We start from the raw sequence: 18,089 nt of genomic DNA, 5'->3' as shown, positions 1-18,089 counted from the left end.
GCCCTTATTATACAATGATTATTTTGAAAATGCTTCCGTCAATGGCGGCACTACTTGTTTTTTGCGTGAAACAACGCCAGGAAGCAAGGCAACATTCTCGTTCAACGAGACGCCGAATGCAGATGCGACTGTGTCCAAATGCGAACCGACAGCCAACAAAGCCGAATCACTGTCGATGATGTTTGTGATCACCAACAAGAAGACATCATACCCTTGCGCACCGTTTTCAGCTTCCATAGCGGCAATAAGCTCAATTTGTCTATTCAGAACATCTTGAACGTCGACGGTGTTCACTTGTGCGATGCGGACATTTTTGTCGCCCATCGGGAAGGATTTCGCGTCCAAAGTCAACAATTCCGCAATCGACTTATCGTCCAGATTCGTTCCTGCCTTAAGCATCGCAAGGCCGTATTCATTCAAAGAAACCCCGGCGATTTCAGTCAAAGCTGCTGCCGCTTCTTCATCTTCCGGCGTGCAAGTCGGCGATTTGAACAATAACGTGTCGGAAATGATGGCTGAAAGCATCAGACCGGCGATGTCGGCAGGAATCGCGATATTCTTTTCCTTGTACATTTTGTAAAGGATCGTATTTGTGCAACCGACTGGCTCTGCACGGTAATACAACGGGTTGGCCGTTTCGAAGTTCGCGATGCGGTGGTGATCCACTACGGCATAAACTTCGACCTCTTTGATGTCGCTTACGCTTTGCTGGGCTTCATTATGGTCGACCAAAGCAACCATATCCGTTTCGTTGGCTGCCGTCTCGATGACGCGTGGAGCGTCTGTTTTGAATTGATCCAGTGCATAGGCTGTTTCTTCACTCGGCAAGCCAAGCGCCACTGCTTCGGCTTCGATTCCGTTTTGATTCAGATAGTAGGCATACGCGATAGCAGATGTGATCGCATCCGTATCCGGATTTTGGTGCCCAAAAACTAACAGTTTGTTCATTCAATTCACTCTCTCTTCCATTGTCTTAATTTATCATAATAAAAAAGGAAGAAAAGAGCAACTGCAATTCTCTTTTCTTCCTTGAAAAATAGTATTATTTTATAGATCCAAATAACCTTTATAGTCTTCCGTATGCAGAAGTTTCCTGGCATTTTCGACGCGCTCGGCGGTAGGTGGATCGATTCCCTCCAACTGATACGGGATGCCCAATGTTTCCCACTTGTAGACGCCCATTTTATGGTATGGAAGGATTTCAACTTTGACGATGTTCTTCAGCGTCTTAAGGAACGCGTCCAAACGGACCAGGAATTCATCGTAGTCGGTACGTTCCGGTATCAGCACATGGCGGATCCAAACCGGCTGATTGATTTCCGACAAATATTTCGCCAATTCGATGATGCTTTCGTTCGGCCACATTGTCAATTCTTTGTGCTTCGGGCTGTCGATGTGTTTGATGTCCAACAGGATCAAGTCAGTCACCGCCAACAGTTTGTTGAATTGGCTGAAGAAAGGTTCATCATAGGTGAACGGCAAGCCGCAGGTGTCCAAGGTCGTATGCACACCCTGTGCTTTGGCTTTCGTGAACAATTCGATCAGGAAGTCGATCTGCAGCAGCGGTTCGCCGCCGCTGACGGTGATGCCGCCTTTTTGTCCCCAGAAGGGCTTGTATTGCAGGGCCATGTTCAGCAATTCATCGCTTGTCATCTCATTGCCGCCGCCGATGTTCCAAGTGTCCGGGTTATGGCAGAATTGGCAACGCATGCGGCAGCCTTGCATAAATATAATAAAACGGATTCCGGGCCCATCAACGGAACCGAAACTCTCTGTTGAATGCACAAATCCTTTTAAGGGTTCAGTCATTTCAAAAAACTCCTCTGTCGTTTATTTCTTATCTTCATTGTATATCGCGTAAGGAATATTTCCTATCAAAAAGAGCGAATTTTCGCTCCCTTTGATAGAAAACGGATGAATCAAATGATCCATCCGTTTAAATTTATACGATTACTATGCAGGTTGAAGCAAATTACATCATTTCGTGCATTGTACGGTTGATGACGTCCATTTGTTGTTCGCGAGTCAACTTGATGAAGTTAACAGCGTATCCGGAAACGCGGATCGTCAATTGTGGGTAGTTTTCTGGGTGATCCATAGCGTCAAGCAATGTTTCACGGTTGAATACGTTGACGTTCAAGTGGTGGCCGCCTTTAGCGATGTAGCCATCCATCATGGCAGTCAAGTTTTCTTTTTGGACTTCTTCTTCACGTCCCAAAGCTTTAGGGATGATTGAGAATGTATTTGAGATACCATCCAATGAATATTTGTAAGGGATCTTAGCTACTGAAGACAAACTTGCCAAAGCGCCGTGCGTATCTCTTCCGTGCATTGGGTTAGCACCCGGTGCGAATGGTTCGCCGGCTTTACGTCCGTCTGGCGTGCTACCAGTTTTCTTACCGTAAACCACGTTTGAAGTGATTGTAAGGATAGAAGTTGTAGGGATAGAGTTGCGGTATGTTTGGTGTTTCTTGACTTTGCCCATGTATTGTTTCAACAAGTCGATACCGATTTGGTCAGCACGATCATCATTGTTACCATATTTAGGGAAGTCGCCTTCGATTTCGAAGTCAACAGCAATGCCGTTTTCGTCACGGATCGGTTTAACTTTTGCATATTTGATAGCAGAAAGTGAATCGATTGTAACCGAGAAACCAGCCACACCAGTTGCCAATGTACGGACAACGTGTGTATCATGCAAAGCCATTTCCAATGATTCGTATGAATATTTGTCATGCATGTAGTGGATAACGTTCAATGTATTCACATACAAAGCTACGATCCAGTCCATCATTACATCGAATTTTTCAGTAACTTCAGCGTAATCAAGGTATTCTGAAGTGATCGGTTGCAATTTAGGTCCAACTTGTTTTTTCTTCTTTTCGTCAACGCCGCCGTTGATTGCGTAAAGCAATGTTTTGGCCAAGTTAGCACGTGCTCCGAAGAATTGCATTTGTTTCCCGATTCTCATCGCGGATACGCAGCAAGCGATTCCGTAGTCATCGCCCCATTCAAGGGTCATGATATCATCATTTTCGTATTGGATAGCGCTTGTTTCGATGGACATTTTAGCACAGTATTTTTTGAATCCTTCAGGCAATTTAGTTGACCAAAGAACTGTCAAGTTAGGCTCTGGAGCTGCCCCTAAGTTAGTCAATGTATTCAAGAAACGGAAGCTTGATTTTGTAACCATTGAGCGGCCGTCGTGTGCCATACCCGCGATTGATTCAGTAACCCATTGTGGATCTCCTGAGTACAATTCTTGGTATTCTGGTGTACGTGCAAATTTGATCATACGCAATTTCATTACGAAGTGGTCAACGATTTCTTGTGCTGTTTCTTCAGTCAATGTTCCGTTTTCAAGATCGCGTTGGATATAGATATCCAAGAAAGTTGAAGTACGGCCTAATGACATTGCTGCACCATTTTGTTGTTTAACAGCAGCCAAGTACCCGAAGTATAACCATTGGAAAGCTTCTTGAGCGTTTGTAGCTGGTTTGGAAATATCGAAACCATAGATGTTTCCTAATTCTTTCAATTCTTTCAAAGCGCGGTATTGTTCGCTGAATTCTTCTCTCAAACGGATGATTTCTTCAGTCATCGTGCCGTCGCCGATTTTAGCGAATTCATTCAATTTGTCTTGCATCAGGAAGTCCACACCGTATAAAGCTACACGACGGTAGTCGCCGATGATGCGTCCGCGGCCGTATGCATCCGGTAGGCCAGTGATGACGCCGGTTGTTCTTGCTGCACGCATTTCTGGAGTGTAAGCGTCAAATACGCCTTGGTTATGTGTTTTTCTGTATTGGCGGAAAATCATTGAAACTTCTGGATCTACTTTGTAGCCAGCTTCTTCACAAGCCTGTTCGCTCATGCGGATACCGCCGAAAGGCATCAAGCTGCGTTTAAGTGGTTTTTCAGTTTGGAAACCGACGATTTGCTCTTTTTCTTTGTTCAGGTAGCCTGCTGAATGAGATGTAATGGAAGATACAACTTTTGTATCCATGTCCAATACGCCGCCAGCTTCTCTTTCTTGCTTAGTAAGATCCATAACTTGATCCCATAATTGAGTAGTCGTTTCAGTAGGACCAGCCAAGAAGCTTTCGTCGCCTGTGTATTCAGAGAAGTTGTTGATGATGAAGTCTCTTACGTCGACTTCGTCTTTCCAAGTTTTTCCTTTAAACCCTTGCCATTGTTCCATTATATATTCCTCCTATAAAGTGCTTTCACATTGTGATATGTGTAACAGGTTTCTACATGAATATTATAACACGTACAGAAGAAAGTGCAACAACTATCAATCTTTTTTTTGAACTTTTTGTGACTTTTTCGTTAATTATTTATAAACGTTGCTATATCAACGTTTATAAATTCTGAAAAACGGAATATACTTTCAATTAGTTAGTGAAACCTTTATTTTGTCAGAAAATCTGTTTCATAAAAAAACGGAAACTGTATTATTACACAGTTTCCGTTTTGGCTTTTTGTTTATAACAGTTAATTAGAAAATTCTAATTTGTGAAAAATCAAACTCTTTCTCGATGTCCGATACTTCGCCATCCGTCTTCTCGTTGATTGCAAAGCTGCCGTTGGAATACCTTGGACTGAACGGTATTTCTTTGCTTTCCGCCACGATGCTGTTACCTGCTGTGGTGCGGATTGCATAAAGGTTAGGCAATGACAATTCACAATCCATGAAGATGATGCGGTGCGGCTTGGCCTTCAATTCCTTCAGAAGCATCAATCCCCGTTTCGCGCGGCCCAAAATCGGGACTTCGCCGGATTTGAATTTTTTGATGTTCCCTCTTTGCGTGATCACCAGGACAGGGAATTCCTCATCACCTTCTTTAAAGGCTGCACCCCCGACCACAACGTCACCGTCCTTCAGATTGATGGATTTGACTCCGCTGGCCCGCGTTCCGATGATACCTACCTCATTCACGGCGTAACGCAGACTGAATCCGAAATGCGTCACAAGGAGAACCTCGTAATTTTGTTTATCCTCCAAGCGTTGGATGGAGACAATCGCATCCGTATCGCTCTTCAGCTTCATGGCGACCGCTTTTTTGTTTCTGTAGCCACGGAAAGTCCGGAAGTCGCTCATCAGTGTCTGTTTGATGTAGCCTTCTTTTGATACGAACAGGATTGTCCCGGTTGGTTCGCTGTTGTTAGGGAGAATTTCTACGCTGATGATCTTTTCTTCCGGAGCGAAGGGAATGTTCTGCGAGATATGATGCCCCGTATCTTTCCATTTCAATTCCGGCAACTCATGGATCGGGAAGTGAAGGTAGTCTCCCTTGCTGGTGAACATCACGATCGCATCAAGCGTAGAGGCTTTGCCGACAAAAAGAGGCTTATCCCCTTCGCGCAATCCGATTTCTTCGATAGTCGAGGCTCCGAAAGAGCGCAGGCTCGTGCGCTTGTAGTAGCCCTCTTTCGTGATCACGACAACGACTTCTTCTACCGGCACGAGAACTTCCGTATCGATTTTGATTTCCTCGATTACATGCTGGATCGTAGTCCGGCGAGGATTCGCGTACTGTTTTTTGACTGAGGCAAGTTCTGTCTTCATCACAGCGTACAATGTTTTTTCCTGCTTCAGGATTTCGTGGTAAGTCGCGATCTGCTCATTCAGTTCCAATTTTTCGTTCTGCAGGGCGGTGATATCCGTATTGGATAACCGGTACAGCTGCAGGGAAACAATCGCTTCCGACTGCTGTTCCGAAAAAGCATACTGCTTCATCAGATTTTGTTTTGAGTCCTTTTTATCTTTACTGTCGCGGATCAATTGGATGACTTCATCGAGAATCGAAATGACTCTGATCAAAGCATCCACGATATGCAGGCGCGTCTCGGCCTTCTTCAGGCTGTAATTCGTCCGGCGGGTGATGACGATTTTCTGGTGACGGATATAGGCTTTCAGTATTTGGTGCAAGCCGACCTGCATCGGACGACGCTCGTCGATCGCGACCATATTGAAGTTATAGTTCACTTGCAGATCCGTATTTTTGAGCAGATAGTTGAGGATCCCTTCTGCGTTCGCTTCTTTTTTCAATTCGACGACGATCTGCAGCCCCGAGCGGTCCGATTCATCCCGCACTTCGGCGATCCCTTCGATTCTGCGGTTGATGCGGATTTCGTCCATCCGCTTCACTAGCGTCGCTTTATTGACGTCATAAGGGATTTCCGAAATGACGATCTGCTGTTTGCCGCCGCGGATGCTCTCTATGGAAGTGCGCGAGCGGACGACAACTTTCCCTTTGCCGGTGTTATAGGCGTCCTTCAGGCCATCCAAGCCCTGTATGATCGCCCCGGTAGGGAAATCGGGTCCTTTTACATATTTCATGAGCGCTTTGAGCTCCGCCTCAGGGTGATCGATCAGATGCAAGGTCGCATCGATGACTTCGCCTAAATTATGCGGTGGGATATCGGTCGCGTAACCGGCGGAAATACCGGTGGCGCCGTTCACCAAAAGATTCGGGTATCTGGCCGGCAGCACGGTCGGCTCCTGATCGGTGTCGTCGAAGTTCAGTACAAAGTCTACCGTTTCCTTGTCGATGTCGCGCAACAGCTCCGCCGAAATTTTTGACAATCTGGCCTCGGTATACCGCATCGCAGCGGCTGAGTCCCCATCCATACTCCCGTTATTTCCGTGCATTTCGACCAATACTTCCCGCATCTTCCAATCCTGGCTCAACCGGACCATGGCTTCATAGACACTGGAATCGCCATGCGGATGGTAATTACCGATGACATTCCCGACTGTTTTTGCCGATTTGCGGAAGCCTTTTTCCGAAGTGTTTCCGGCAACATCCATCGCGTACAGGATCCGCCTTTGGACCGGCTTCAGTCCATCGCGGATATCAGGCAAAGCACGATCCTGGATGATGTACTTCGAGTATCGCCCGAAGCGGTCCCCCATTACGTTTTCAAGCATCAGCTCTTTAATTTCCAGATTATCCACTATAGTTCACCACTTTCAAAATCTAACGAAATTTGCTCCATGTCATGAGCGGTCTGCTGATCCGAAGATTCCTTCTTCACTTTCTCCTGCAGATGCGCCTCCCCACTATCGGACGCTGGTGCAATGTCTTCCTCCAGAATGCTCTTATTATCGGACATCGAAAACTCGACATGCTTCTCGATCCATTTCCTTCGCGGTTCGACTTTGTTCCCCATAAGTGTCGTGACCCGGCGCTCCGCTTGGGCCTTGTCATCGATGAGCACCCGGATCAACGTCCTGGTTTCAGGATCCATCGTGGTATCCCAAAGCTGATCCGCGTTCATTTCCCCGAGCCCTTTGTAACGTTGCAGGATATAGCCTTTACCGATGATGTCGATTTTTTCCTGCAGTTCTTTTTCGGTCCATGCGTACTGGATTTTTTCATTCTTACCGAAACCCTTGGATACTTTGTATAGGGGCGGTTGCGCCAGATAAATTTTTCCGGCTTCCAGCAACGGTTTCATGTAACGGTAAAAGAAAGTCAGCAACAAAATCTGAATATGCGCACCGTCCGTGTCCGCATCCGTCATGATGATGATTTTGTCGTAATTGCAATCCTCGATCTCGAAATCTGCTCCGACCCCTGCACCGACTGTGTAGATGATCGTGTTGATTTCCTCATTCTTCAATATATCCTGCATGCTCGCGCGTTCTGTATTGATGACTTTCCCACGCAACGGGAGTATCGCCTGGAACTTGCGGTCGCGCCCTTGTTTGGCGGACCCGCCGGCGGAATCACCCTCGACCAGATACAGTTCGTTCTTTTTCGGGTTTTTGCTTTGCGCAGGCGTCAGCTTGCCGGACAACAGCGATTCGTTTTTTTGGCGTTTTTTGCCGTTTCGTGTCTCTTCACGGGCTTTACGCGCTGCATTTCTGGCCTCTCGGGCTTTAAGTGATTTTCTGGAAAGCATTTGGGCTATTTCGCCATTTTCTGTCAAGTAAATGCTCAATTTTTCGCTGATCAGTCCATCAACGGCTGCCCGCGCTTGCGGCGTGCCTAATTTTTCCTTCGTCTGGCCTTCGAATTGGAGCAGATTCTCCGGTACGCGCAGGGACAACACTGCCGAAAGGCCTTCACGGACATCGCTGCCTTCAAGATTCTTTTCCTTCTCTTTGATCAGGTTCATTTTTCTCGCGTATTCATTGAAGGCTTTGGTGATGGCTGTCTTTGCACCAGTCTCGTGTGTCCCGCCGTCTTTCGTGCGGACGTTGTTGACGAAAGACAGGATCGTCTCCGAATAGCCGTCGTTGTACTGGAAGGAGAACTCGATTTCGATCCCGTCGGCTTCCCCGCTGAAATACACGATATCGTGCAACGTATCCTTTTCTTCATTTAAGTAAGCAACGAATTCCTTGATCCCTTCTTCGAAGAAAAAAGTATCGCTTTGTTCGGTCCGTTCATCTTTCAACGTGATGGTTAAGCCTTTCAACAGAAAGGCAGATTCCCGGAACCGTTCCGCCAACACATCGTAGGACAGCTGCGCTGTGCCGAAAACTTCTTTGTCCGGCAAAAAATGAATCAAAGAGCCGGATGCTTTTGCGGTGCTTTTTGCTTTGGTCAATTTGCTGGCGGGTTTTCCGCCATCCTTAAATTTCATTGAATAGATTGTGCTCTCGCGGATGACCGACACTTCCAGCCATTTGGACAGGGCATTGACGACACTCGCGCCCACTCCGTGAAGACCTCCAGAAGTTTTGTAGCCGCCTTGGCCGAATTTCCCTCCGGCGTGCAGCACTGTGAAAATGACTTGGATGGTGGGCACCCCTGAAGCGTGCAAACCGGTCGGCATGCCGCGGCCATTGTCTTTGACACTGATACTTTGGTCTTCATGGATCGTGATGTCGATCTTATCTGCATAACCTGACAAGGCTTCATCAACCGCATTATCGACTATCTCATATACTAAATGATGCAATCCGCGGGCATCAGTCGAACCGATATACATCCCCGGCCGTTTTCTGACTGCTTCAAGCCCTTCCAACACTTGAATGGAATCATCATTGTATTTATTCTCTTTATTTTGTGCCATAAAAAAACTCCTTCATCTCTGTTCTGAACCGAACATCTATTCTATCATACTGTATAACTTTCACTTTGGAAAGTATAAAAAACGAGCCGGAATTTTGCCTCCTATAGGAAAAACGGGGATAAAATGGTAAAATGAACTGGAATTGTTTTATATTGGAGTATCAACTTAGGAGTGAAGTGAGAATGACAGCAATCGTCATCGTCCTGGCCTATCTTTTGGGTTCCATCCCGTCAGGCATTTGGATCGGAAAATATTTTTATCAAACAGACATCCGCAAATACGGCAGCGGAAACAGCGGAACTACCAACACCTTCCGCGTATTAGGAAAAAAAGCCGGCATCATCGTCCTGATCATGGACCTGCTCAAAGGCTCGGCGGCAACCTTATTGCCGATCTGGCTGGGAGTCGAAATCCATCCCCTATTGGCCGGGGTTGTTGCAGCCTTAGGGCATACGTACCCCCTTTTTGCCGGATTCAAAGGCGGCAAAGCCGTTGCCACCAGCGCGGGTATCCTGTTGGCCTACAATCCGCTTTTTTTTGGGGAAGCAGTCGTCGCTTTCATCATCTACCTGTACTTCTCCAGAATGGTCAGCTTATCCAGCATCTTGGTCTGTTTTACGGCGGTAGCTCTTTCCTTCTTTTTTAAGGATTGGCCATTGACGCTCGTTACGATCCTTTTGACGATCTTCATCATCTATCGCCATCGTTCCAATATTTACCGGATCAGAAATGGAACGGAAAGCAAAGTGCCTTTCGGCTACAAATCGAAGAGCGCTAAAGAATAATAACAAAATAAGGCGGGGCCGTAAATCATCGTTGATTTACGGCCCCGCCTTTTATCAGTTCCAAAGACAAACGCTGCCTGGCTTGGCTGACGACTGAATTAAAAGAAATCGACCCGATGGACATAATACCGTTTATTCCCGGGTTCAAGCGATTGGATGGCTGTTTTCCGTTCCAGCTCCCCGTCCGAATCCGACCGGTCAGCAAGTCCGCACCAAGGTTCCAAACAAACATAAGTGGCGTCTTCCTGAGGCTTCGTCCAGATGCCCAAGTATTCGAAATCTTTATAGGACATCGTGACCCCATGCTCACTTTTATCGGAAGCCAGCGTCACGGTTGTCGGTTCCGGCGTTTTGAAAATGATAGCATCATTCAGGAAGAGATCCCTTTGCAATGGGAATTTGTTCTGCTCCACTTCAACCGTTTTGTCAGTTGCGAGGTAAGGCCCATCAAGGAACAAGCGTTGGCGGGAAGTTTCCGGAGTCATTTTGATGTAGTAATCCTCGAATGTTTCCCCTTCCGTCAATGGCACATTAAAACCCGGGTGTCCGCCGATCGAGAAATACATCTTGTTTGCATCAAGGTTCTTCACTTTGTAGCTGATCGACAATTGGCTCTCGAACAATTGATAAGTCAACTGCAATTCAAACAGAAATGGATAAACATCTTTGAAATCACCATTCGGCGCAAGGATGAAGGTAATGCTGTCGGTCAAACGCTCATGCACCGAAAATTTCGAATCGCGCGCAAATCCGTGTTGCCCCATTGTGTAAGTTTTATCGTTATGTCGGAATGTATCATCCTTCAGGCGTCCAACAAAAGGGAACAGGATCGGCGCATGTCTGTTCCAAACTTTTTCATCAGCCTGCCAAATATATTCGATACCGGTTTTCTTCGCGATTACACTGGTTATTTCTGCACCTTTATCTTTTACGGTTACCTTAAGGTGCCGATTTTCGATTACAAACTCCATGATATTTCCCCCTAGTTTGGCTTTACACCATTTTTCTTACTGATCATTTTTTGGATACAAAGCCCTTTTTAAAGCATCAAGCAATTCTGCAGAAACGACTCTGATGAAGGTTCCCTTCATACCGAGCGATCTCGTCTCGAGAATACCGGCTGATTCCAGTTTTCTTAAGGCATTCACAATGACGGAACGGGTTATATTTTTTTCTGCCGCTATTTTTGATGCGGTGATGCGTTCCTCCAAGGATGGAAAAGTCTCAAAAATCGCTTTGACCGCCTCCATTTCGCTGAAAGACAGCGATTTTATGGCGACCTGGACCAGTGTGGTCACGCGCGTTGCCTCTTGCATGCGCAAATTGATGGCATGCAGCAATTCAATGCCGATAACGGTGGCACCATGTTCGGCAAGGATCAGATCGCTACTGTCAAAAACGGGAAACAATCGCGCCAAAACCAAGCTCCCCAAGCGCTTGCCGGAAGCAAAAATCGGAACGATCGTTGTGACACCCGTAATGAACAAGTCCCTGCTCTCGATCGGAAAGGCCGTAAAATCAGATTCGATGCCGATGTTCGCGGTCGTCTGCAACAACGCAGACAGATTGTGGGCATACTGCTCCGGAAATTTCTTGTCCTCCAGCATTTGTTTGATGCGGGCATTGTTGATATTGGTCGCTTCGCTGTAGCCCAGTAAATTGCCGGACAGATCAATCAGATACGTGTTGGCGCTCAGTATGTCGCCGAGCACGCTCGCCATTTCCGTAAAAGGCAAGGCCGTCGCTTCGTCGCTGACAGCAACGAAGCCCCCTTCTTTTTGCAGCATGTAGTTGATTCTTCTCAACTTTTCTAATAATTCGTCCATGTTTTCCCCCTACGATCATCCATCAGAAAATATCCGCAAGGTTCATCCAACCTAAAGGGGATTTTTTTATGCTTAAAGGATATATCTTCTTAAATCTTTGTTTTCTACAATTTTCTCAAGTTTTTCATCCACATAATGTTCCGTTATCGTGATATCTGTACCGGGAATTTCGGAAGCTTCAAACAACAGATCTTCCAGCAGTTTTTCCATGATCGTGTGCAGCCTTCTGGCACCGATATTATCGGTTTCCTGGTTGACTTCTGTCGCGATGACGGCCATTTTCCGGATGGCTTCCTGCGTGAAGGTGATGTTGACGTCCTCCGTTGCCAACAGCGCGATGTATTGCTTCAGCATCGCGTTATTGGGCTCTGTAAGGATGCGGACGAAATCATCTTCCGTGAGGTCGTTCAATTCCACCCGGATCGGGAAACGTCCTTGCAGCTCCGGGATCAGATCGCTTGGCTTGGAAACGTGGAACGCGCCGGATGCTATGAACAAGATATGATCCGTTTGGATAGTCCCATACTTAGTGGAAACTTGGCTGCCTTCGACGATCGGAAGGATATCCCGTTGCACACCTTCCCGCGACACTTCGCCTGTGTTTTGTGACTTGGAAGTGATCTTGTCGATTTCATCGATGAAAATGATGCCGTTGGTTTCAGCCAACTTCAAAGCTTCCTGCGAAATATCATCCTTGTTGACAAGTTTGTCGGTTTCTTCCTGTACGAGCACCTCGATGGCATCTTCGACCAAAAGTGTCCGCTGGATTTTCTTTTTCGGCGTCATGGATTCGAATGCCGACTGCAGCATCATCATTTGTTCGTTGTTTCCGCCGCCACCTAATGGATTGGCTTGTTTTTCCTCCACTTTTATGGAGACTTCACGTTTATTCAGCAAGCCTTTGCGCAATTGCTCGATGATTTCCGCTCTGCTCTGGGCGATTTCGGCAGTCACTTCTTCGGTTTCCTCTTCCTGATTTTCCGGCAGAGGCATTCCAAGGTTTTTGAACATATTTTGCCAGTCATTCATGCTTTCCTGTTTGGGCTTGGCTTTTTTGATCCCCGGCTTCATGACTTTGACCAAGCGTTGCAAAGCCGCTTCATAGGCTTTGGCATACACGTCGCCGCGTTTTTGCTTTTCGACGATCTGGATGGCGTTCTCCACCAGGTCGCGGACCATCGATTCGACGTCACGGCCGACATAGCCGACTTCCGTGAATTTGGTTGCCTCCACCTTAACAAAGGGTGCTTCGACCAACAGCGCCAAGCGTCTCGTCAGCTCCGTCTTCCCTACTCCGGTCGGCCCAATCATCAGGATATTTTTCGGAGTCACTTCTTTTTGCATGTCGGCGTCCAGTTGCTGTCTCCGGTAACGATTCCGCAAAGCGACAGCGATCGCTTTTTTGGCAGCATCCTGGCCGATGATATAGCGGTCGAGCTCCTTGACGATTTCTCTGGGTGTTCTGTTGTGTTGTTCCTTCATTATATTAGCCACCTATCTAAAATTCTTCAACAATAATGTTGTCGTTAGTAAATACGCAGATTTCTGAGGCAATCTTGAGGCTTTCGTAGGCGATCTCCTTAGCGGAAAGATCGGAGCCTCTTCTTTTTAGGGCTCTTGCTGCAGCCAAGGCATAATTCCCGCCTGAGCCGATCGTAAGGATCCCATCATCCGGTTCGATGACTTCTCCGCTCCCGGAAACAAGCAACATCTGCTCCTTGTTCATGACGATCAGCAACGCCTCCAACTTCTGAAGGGCACGGTCGCCGCGCCATTCCTTGGCCACCTCGATGGAAGCGCGCATCAGGTTGCCCTTGTATTGATTGAGTTTCTCCTCAAATTTGTCTTCAAGGGTGAAAGCGTCAGCTACGCCGCCTGCGAAGCCGACGATGACTTCATCATGATAGATGCGTCTGATTTTTTTGGCGGTCCCTTTCATGATGACGGATTCGCCCATCGTCACCTGGCCGTCCCCCGCCATGGCTGAACGTCCGTTGTGCTGCACTGCACAGATTGTTGTCATATGTTATTCCCCCTGTTTCTTGCTGTCCCGTTTTGCCCGCGGATGGAATTGATTGTAGTTCCGTTGTAGGGCGTCTTTCGTTACGTGTGTGTATATTTGAGTGGATGACAGACTGGCATGGCCCAAAAGCTCCTGAACGGTCCGCATATCCGCTCCGTTATTCAGCATATCGGTTGCAAAGGTGTGCCGCAGCATATGCGGATGCAACGTCCCGGTCAAGCCGGTTTTTTTCATGATCTGTTTCAGTATGTATTCAATGCCGCCTGCCGTGAGCGGATCGCCCAAGCGATTCACAAAGAGATGGTCATGGCTGCGTTGGTGTTTTGACATCAATTCCGACCGAGTCATTTCCAGATACTCCTGGATTGCTGCGGCAGCATAATGCCCGAACGGCACATAGCGCTCTTTATTCCCTTTACCGAAAATCAGAATGACGCCCAGGTCGAAGGAAATATCCTGCAACTTGATGTTCTTGCATTCGCTGACGCGGATTCCGGTCGCATACAACAATTCCACCAACGCCCGGTTCCGATAGTCCAGTATTTCGGTCCCTTCGGCTGCGCGCAAGAGTTTTTCCAATTCTTCTTCGTACAGGTACTGAGGCAGACGCAGCTGCTTTTTCTTGAAAGAGATATAGGATAAAGGGTTTTCATCAAGAAGGTCGTTGCGGATCAGGAAATGATAGAACCCCCTCAAGCTCGACAACGTGCGCGAAATGGTGTTTCGGCTCAGTTTTTGTTCATCCAAAAAACTCAGATACAGGCGAACGTCGTACAATTGTACCGCCATCAAGTCGCTGGTTCCACTTTCTTCGAGAAAGGATTCGAATTTTTTCAGGTCAAACAGATAGGCTTTGACCGTTTCGTCGGAATAGCGCCGTTCAATTGCCAAATAGTTTATGAATCGATCGATTAATTCTTGATTAGACAAAAAAATCCCTCCAACATCTTATGAATAAATTTATCACAATGTTGGAGAGATTTCAATGTAAGCTGACGAACTTAAATCGTTTGCACGAATTCGTCCAAGGCAGCCAACGCTTTATCGGCTATCATTTGGTTTTTAAGCTGTTTATCACGGATTTTCTTGCCGCCTAACGGTTCGATTATGCCGAAGTTGGCGTTCATCGGTTGGAAGTGCTTGCTGTCGGTGTTCGTTATGTAGTGCGACATGGCACCAATCATCGTTTCTTTCGGGAAGACGACACATTCCTGTCCATTCGCCATTCTGGCAGCATTAAGGCCCGCCAGCAAACCGCTGGCGGCACTCTCGACATATCCTTCCACGCCGGTCATCTGGCCAGCGAAGAACAGATCATCGCGTTTTTGGCTCTGATAGGTGGAGCGCAGAATTTTCGGAGAGTTAAGGAACGTATTCCTGTGCATAACACCATAACGCACGATTTCAGCATTTTCCAGTCCCGGGATCATCTGCAGAATCCGCTTCTGCTCTCCCCATTTCAGGTGCGTCTGGAACCCGACGATGTTGTATAAGGAGCCGGCAGCATTGTCCTGACGGAGCTGCACAACTGCGTATGGAATCTTTCCGGTCTTCGGGTCTTCCAGTCCGACCGGCTTCATCGGACCGAACAGCAGCGTTTTTTCGCCTTTTGAGGCCATAACTTCGAACGGCATGCAGCCATCGAAGTACTTTTCCTCCTCGAATTCCTTCAGAGGGGCCACTTCAGCAACGATCAGTTCGCGATAGAACGATTCGAATTCCGCTTTTGACATCGGGCAGTTCAAGTAGGCGGCTTCGCCGTTGTCGTAACGCGACTTCAGGTATACCTTTTCCATATTGATGCTGTCTTTTTCCAGCACTGGTGCGGCGGCATCATAGAAGTACAGCCCTTCCATCTCGATAAAATTTTGGATTGATTGGCTCATTGGTTCCGAAGTCAAAGGGCCGGTCGCTACCACCGAGATCCCTTCCGGCAATGCCGTCAGTTCATCCAGATGGATCGTGATATTGGGATGGCCTTCCAATGCTTTCGTCACATAGGCTGAAAAATTGTCGCGATCGACAGCCAGTGCGCCACCCGCCGGCAGAGCGGTCGCATCGGCCGCTCTGATAATCAAGGAATTCAGATGACGCATTTCTTCCTTTATCAATCCCGCGGCGTTCGTGACTTGGTTCCCCCGCAGGGAATTGGTGCAGACCAATTCCGCGAAACCTGAAGTATGGTGGGCAGGCGTCATCTTTTTCGGTCTCATCTCATAGAGATCGACGTGGATGCCTTGCTCCGCTATTTGAAAAGCCGCCTCGCTTCCGGCCAAACCGGCACCGATTACGGTAACTGTTTTCGTTGTCATAGTCTGCCTCCATAACGTTATTTCTGTACATCTTCCTCGTATTCACAATGACTGCATTTCACTTGGATGCCGCCTTTGACCTTCTTCTCAACAAGATAATGTTGACATTTCGGGCAATCGCGGCCAATCGGTTTGTCCCAAGAGATGAATTCGCACTCTGGATACTGATCGCAGCCATAGAATATTCGGTTCTTCTTGGATTTCCGTTCGATGACCTCGCCTTTGTGGCATACAGGGCACGTCACGTTGATTTTCTTCACGATCGGTTTCGTGTTCCGGCATTCCGGGAAATTGCTGCACGCATAGAACTTTCCGAATCTGCCTATCTTGATGACCATCGGATGTCCGCATAATTCGCAATCGAATCCGGCAGGTTCATCTTTGATCTCAATTTTTTCGATCTCGACTTCCGCTTTCGACAACTCTTCGGCGAATGGTTTGTAAAATCGATCGACTACTTTGACCCATTCCATATTGCCCTCTTCGACACTGTCCAGGTCCTGCTCCATCCCGGCAGTGAAGGAAATGTTCACGATATCCGGGAAATAAGTCGAAATCAAGCCATTGACGATCGTCCCCAGTTCGGTTGGTTCGAAACGTTTTGCCGTCACTTTTACGTAATAGCGTTTCTGGATCGTTTCGATCGTAGGCGCGTAGGTCGAAGGTCTTCCGACTCCATTCTCCTCCAGAGCTTTGATGAGCGTCGCTTCCGAATAACGGGCCGGCGGTTGCGAGAAATGCTGATTCGGTTCGATGTCCTTCGAGAACACAGTATCGCCGACAGCCATTTCCGGCAGAAGGTTGTCTTTTTCTTTGGCGGTGCCTTCTACGTAGACTTTGCGGTAACCGGCAAAATTTTCTTTGGAACCCGTCGCCCGGAACATGACGTCCTCGTGCTTAAGATCGACTTTCATCGTATCGAAGATTGCCGGTGTCATCTGACTCGCCAAAAAGCGCGCCCAGATCAATTGGTACAGTTTGAATTGGTCCTTCGTCAAAAAGGCTTCGATTTCGCTTGGCACTCTTAAAACGCTGGAAGGACGGATGGCTTCATGCGCATCCTGTGCCGATGCGGCCTTTTTGTTCTCGCGCTGTTTTTCGATGGCATATTCCGGGCCGTATGTGCCCGTGATGTATTCATGCGCTTCCTCAATCGATCCGGCCGACACACGTGTCGAATCCGTTCGCATATAAGTAATCAATCCCACTGAGCCTTCTTTGCCGAGTGGAATCCCTTCATAGAGTTCCTGCGCGATCATCATCGTTTTCCGCGTACGGAAATTAAGTTTGTTGGCGGCTTCCTGTTGAAGACTGGAAGTCGTGAACGGCTGAGCCGGGTTACGTTTTTGCTGTTTCTTCGTTACATCGGAAATCTCAAAAACATTGGAAGTAATCTTCTCAAAGACCGCATCCGCTTCCTCTTTGGTCTTCAGCTTCAGCTTTTTCCCGCCCAAGCCATAAAAGGCTGCCTGAAAAACATGTTTGTCCTTCAGGAAAGTGCCATCAATCGTCCAGGATTCCACAGGTTCGAACCCGGCAATCTCCTCTTCGCGGTTGACGATCAGTTTCAGGGCAACGGATTGGACCCGTCCGGCACTCAACCCTTTTTTGACTTTCTTCCATAGTATTGGTGAAATCGAGTATCCGACCAGACGATCCAGTATCCTTCGGGCTTGCTGGGCTGAAACAAGATCCATGTTGATTGGTCTTGGATTTTTCAGTGCTTCTCTGACTGCATCTTTGGTTACTTCATTATAAACGACGCGGATATTGTCTGCTGGGTCCAAACCCAACAAGTGAGCGAGGTGCCACGAGATGGCTTCCCCTTCTCTATCCGGGTCGGAAGCCAGGTAAATTTTTTCTGCCTTATGGCCATATTTTTTCAATTCTTTAATCAGGTCGCCTTTCCCACGAATGGAAATATAATCCGGCTGATAGTCATTTTCGATATTGATTGCCATGCGACTCTTTGGTAAGTCGCGCAAGTGGCCTTTACTCGCTACCACTTTATAGTTTCTGCCAAGATACTTTTCTATCGTCTTGGCTTTGGTAGGTGATTCCACGATGACTAAATATTTATAAGCCAAAGAAACGACTCCTCTCAACGAAA

General features: G+C 47.4%; 13 protein-coding genes. 1 reads left to right on the top strand and 12 read right to left on the bottom strand.

Annotated features, from left to right (window positions below):
* Nucleotides 1-18: 18 nt before the first annotated feature.
* The 5 genes from C8U37_RS06665 to parE all read right to left on the bottom strand — a co-directional run bounded on the left by C8U37_RS06665 (nt 19) and on the right by parE (nt 9,033).
* Nucleotides 19-948: a manganese-dependent inorganic pyrophosphatase gene (locus tag C8U37_RS06665; protein WP_108032488.1), complete on the bottom strand. Its 930-nt coding sequence runs from the start codon at nt 946-948 to the stop codon at nt 19-21.
* A gap of 99 nt (nt 949-1,047) precedes the next feature.
* Nucleotides 1,048-1,809: a pyruvate formate-lyase-activating protein gene (gene pflA / locus C8U37_RS06660; protein ID WP_108032487.1), complete on the bottom strand. Its 762-nt coding sequence runs from the start codon at nt 1,807-1,809 to the stop codon at nt 1,048-1,050.
* A gap of 163 nt (nt 1,810-1,972) precedes the next feature.
* On the bottom strand, nt 1,973-4,201 hold the full coding sequence (gene pflB / locus C8U37_RS06655) for a formate C-acetyltransferase (protein ID WP_108032486.1): 2,229 nt from the start codon (nt 4,199-4,201) through the stop codon (nt 1,973-1,975).
* Between the two features lie 300 nt (nt 4,202-4,501).
* Entirely contained in the window at nt 4,502-6,937 is a 2,436-nt protein-coding gene (gene parC / locus C8U37_RS06650) for a DNA topoisomerase IV subunit A (RefSeq protein ID WP_108032587.1), read from the bottom strand.
* A gap of 26 nt (nt 6,938-6,963) precedes the next feature.
* A complete protein-coding gene (gene parE, locus C8U37_RS06645; protein ID WP_108032485.1) occupies nt 6,964-9,033 on the bottom strand; it encodes a DNA topoisomerase IV subunit B in 2,070 nt (689 codons plus the stop codon).
* Nucleotides 9,034-9,215: 182 nt separating this feature from the next.
* On the opposite strand from parE, the gene plsY reads away from it, so the two are divergent.
* Entirely contained in the window at nt 9,216-9,818 is a 603-nt protein-coding gene (plsY, locus tag C8U37_RS06640; RefSeq protein ID WP_108032484.1) for a glycerol-3-phosphate 1-O-acyltransferase PlsY, read from the top strand.
* A 98-nt stretch (nt 9,819-9,916) separates the two neighbouring features.
* Here the strand turns inward: plsY and C8U37_RS06635 are convergent, their stop codons facing one another.
* From C8U37_RS06635 to topA, 7 genes are all read right to left on the bottom strand, one after another.
* A complete protein-coding gene (locus tag C8U37_RS06635; protein WP_108032483.1) occupies nt 9,917-10,789 on the bottom strand; it encodes an aldose 1-epimerase family protein in 873 nt (290 codons plus the stop codon).
* A 36-nt stretch (nt 10,790-10,825) separates the two neighbouring features.
* The gene (gene codY, locus C8U37_RS06630; RefSeq protein ID WP_108032482.1) at nt 10,826-11,644 is read right to left on the bottom strand and encodes a GTP-sensing pleiotropic transcriptional regulator CodY; all 819 of its coding nucleotides are present in this window, start codon (nt 11,642-11,644) and stop codon (nt 10,826-10,828) included.
* Between the two features lie 72 nt (nt 11,645-11,716).
* Entirely contained in the window at nt 11,717-13,126 is a 1,410-nt protein-coding gene (gene hslU / locus C8U37_RS06625; RefSeq protein ID WP_108032481.1) for an ATP-dependent protease ATPase subunit HslU, read from the bottom strand.
* Nucleotides 13,127-13,142: 16 nt separating this feature from the next.
* Complete coding sequence (hslV, locus tag C8U37_RS06620; RefSeq protein WP_086628001.1) at nt 13,143-13,667, bottom strand: HslVU peptidase proteolytic subunit; 525 nt, start codon at nt 13,665-13,667, stop codon at nt 13,143-13,145.
* Nucleotides 13,668-13,670: 3 nt separating this feature from the next.
* The gene (gene xerC, locus C8U37_RS06615; protein ID WP_108032480.1) at nt 13,671-14,597 is read right to left on the bottom strand and encodes a tyrosine recombinase XerC; all 927 of its coding nucleotides are present in this window, start codon (nt 14,595-14,597) and stop codon (nt 13,671-13,673) included.
* Between the two features lie 71 nt (nt 14,598-14,668).
* Nucleotides 14,669-15,979: a methylenetetrahydrofolate--tRNA-(uracil(54)-C(5))-methyltransferase (FADH(2)-oxidizing) TrmFO gene (gene trmFO, locus C8U37_RS06610; protein ID WP_108032479.1), complete on the bottom strand. Its 1,311-nt coding sequence runs from the start codon at nt 15,977-15,979 to the stop codon at nt 14,669-14,671.
* A 17-nt stretch (nt 15,980-15,996) separates the two neighbouring features.
* Complete coding sequence (topA, locus tag C8U37_RS06605; RefSeq protein ID WP_108032478.1) at nt 15,997-18,066, bottom strand: type I DNA topoisomerase; 2,070 nt, start codon at nt 18,064-18,066, stop codon at nt 15,997-15,999.
* Between the last annotated feature and the right edge of the window lie 23 nt (nt 18,067-18,089).

The sequence above is a fragment of the Trichococcus patagoniensis genome, from assembly GCF_003051085.1.
Classification (GTDB): Bacteria; Bacillota; Bacilli; order Lactobacillales; family Aerococcaceae; genus Trichococcus; species Trichococcus patagoniensis.
The sequence above is the reverse complement of the archived record's forward strand: the minus strand, read 5'-3'. Positions and strand labels throughout refer to the sequence as shown.

Coding starts and splice junctions, on each gene's coding strand:
- parC (WP_108032587.1), bottom strand. CDS start 6,937: ATGCTTGAAAACGTAATGGGGGACCGCTTCGGGCGATACTCGAAGTAC.
- trmFO (WP_108032479.1), bottom strand. CDS start 15,979: ATGACAACGAAAACAGTTACCGTAATCGGTGCCGGTTTGGCCGGAAGC.
- plsY (WP_108032484.1), top strand. CDS start 9,216: ATGACAGCAATCGTCATCGTCCTGGCCTATCTTTTGGGTTCCATCCCG.
- parE (WP_108032485.1), bottom strand. CDS start 9,033: ATGGCACAAAATAAAGAGAATAAATACAATGATGATTCCATTCAAGTG.
- C8U37_RS06635 (WP_108032483.1), bottom strand. CDS start 10,789: ATGGAGTTTGTAATCGAAAATCGGCACCTTAAGGTAACCGTAAAAGAT.
- hslU (WP_108032481.1), bottom strand. CDS start 13,126: ATGAAGGAACAACACAACAGAACACCCAGAGAAATCGTCAAGGAGCTC.
- hslV (WP_086628001.1), bottom strand. CDS start 13,667: ATGACAACAATCTGTGCAGTGCAGCACAACGGACGTTCAGCCATGGCG.
- codY (WP_108032482.1), bottom strand. CDS start 11,644: ATGGACGAATTATTAGAAAAGTTGAGAAGAATCAACTACATGCTGCAA.
- pflB (WP_108032486.1), bottom strand. CDS start 4,201: ATGGAACAATGGCAAGGGTTTAAAGGAAAAACTTGGAAAGACGAAGTC.
- C8U37_RS06665 (WP_108032488.1), bottom strand. CDS start 948: ATGAACAAACTGTTAGTTTTTGGGCACCAAAATCCGGATACGGATGCG.
- pflA (WP_108032487.1), bottom strand. CDS start 1,809: ATGACTGAACCCTTAAAAGGATTTGTGCATTCAACAGAGAGTTTCGGT.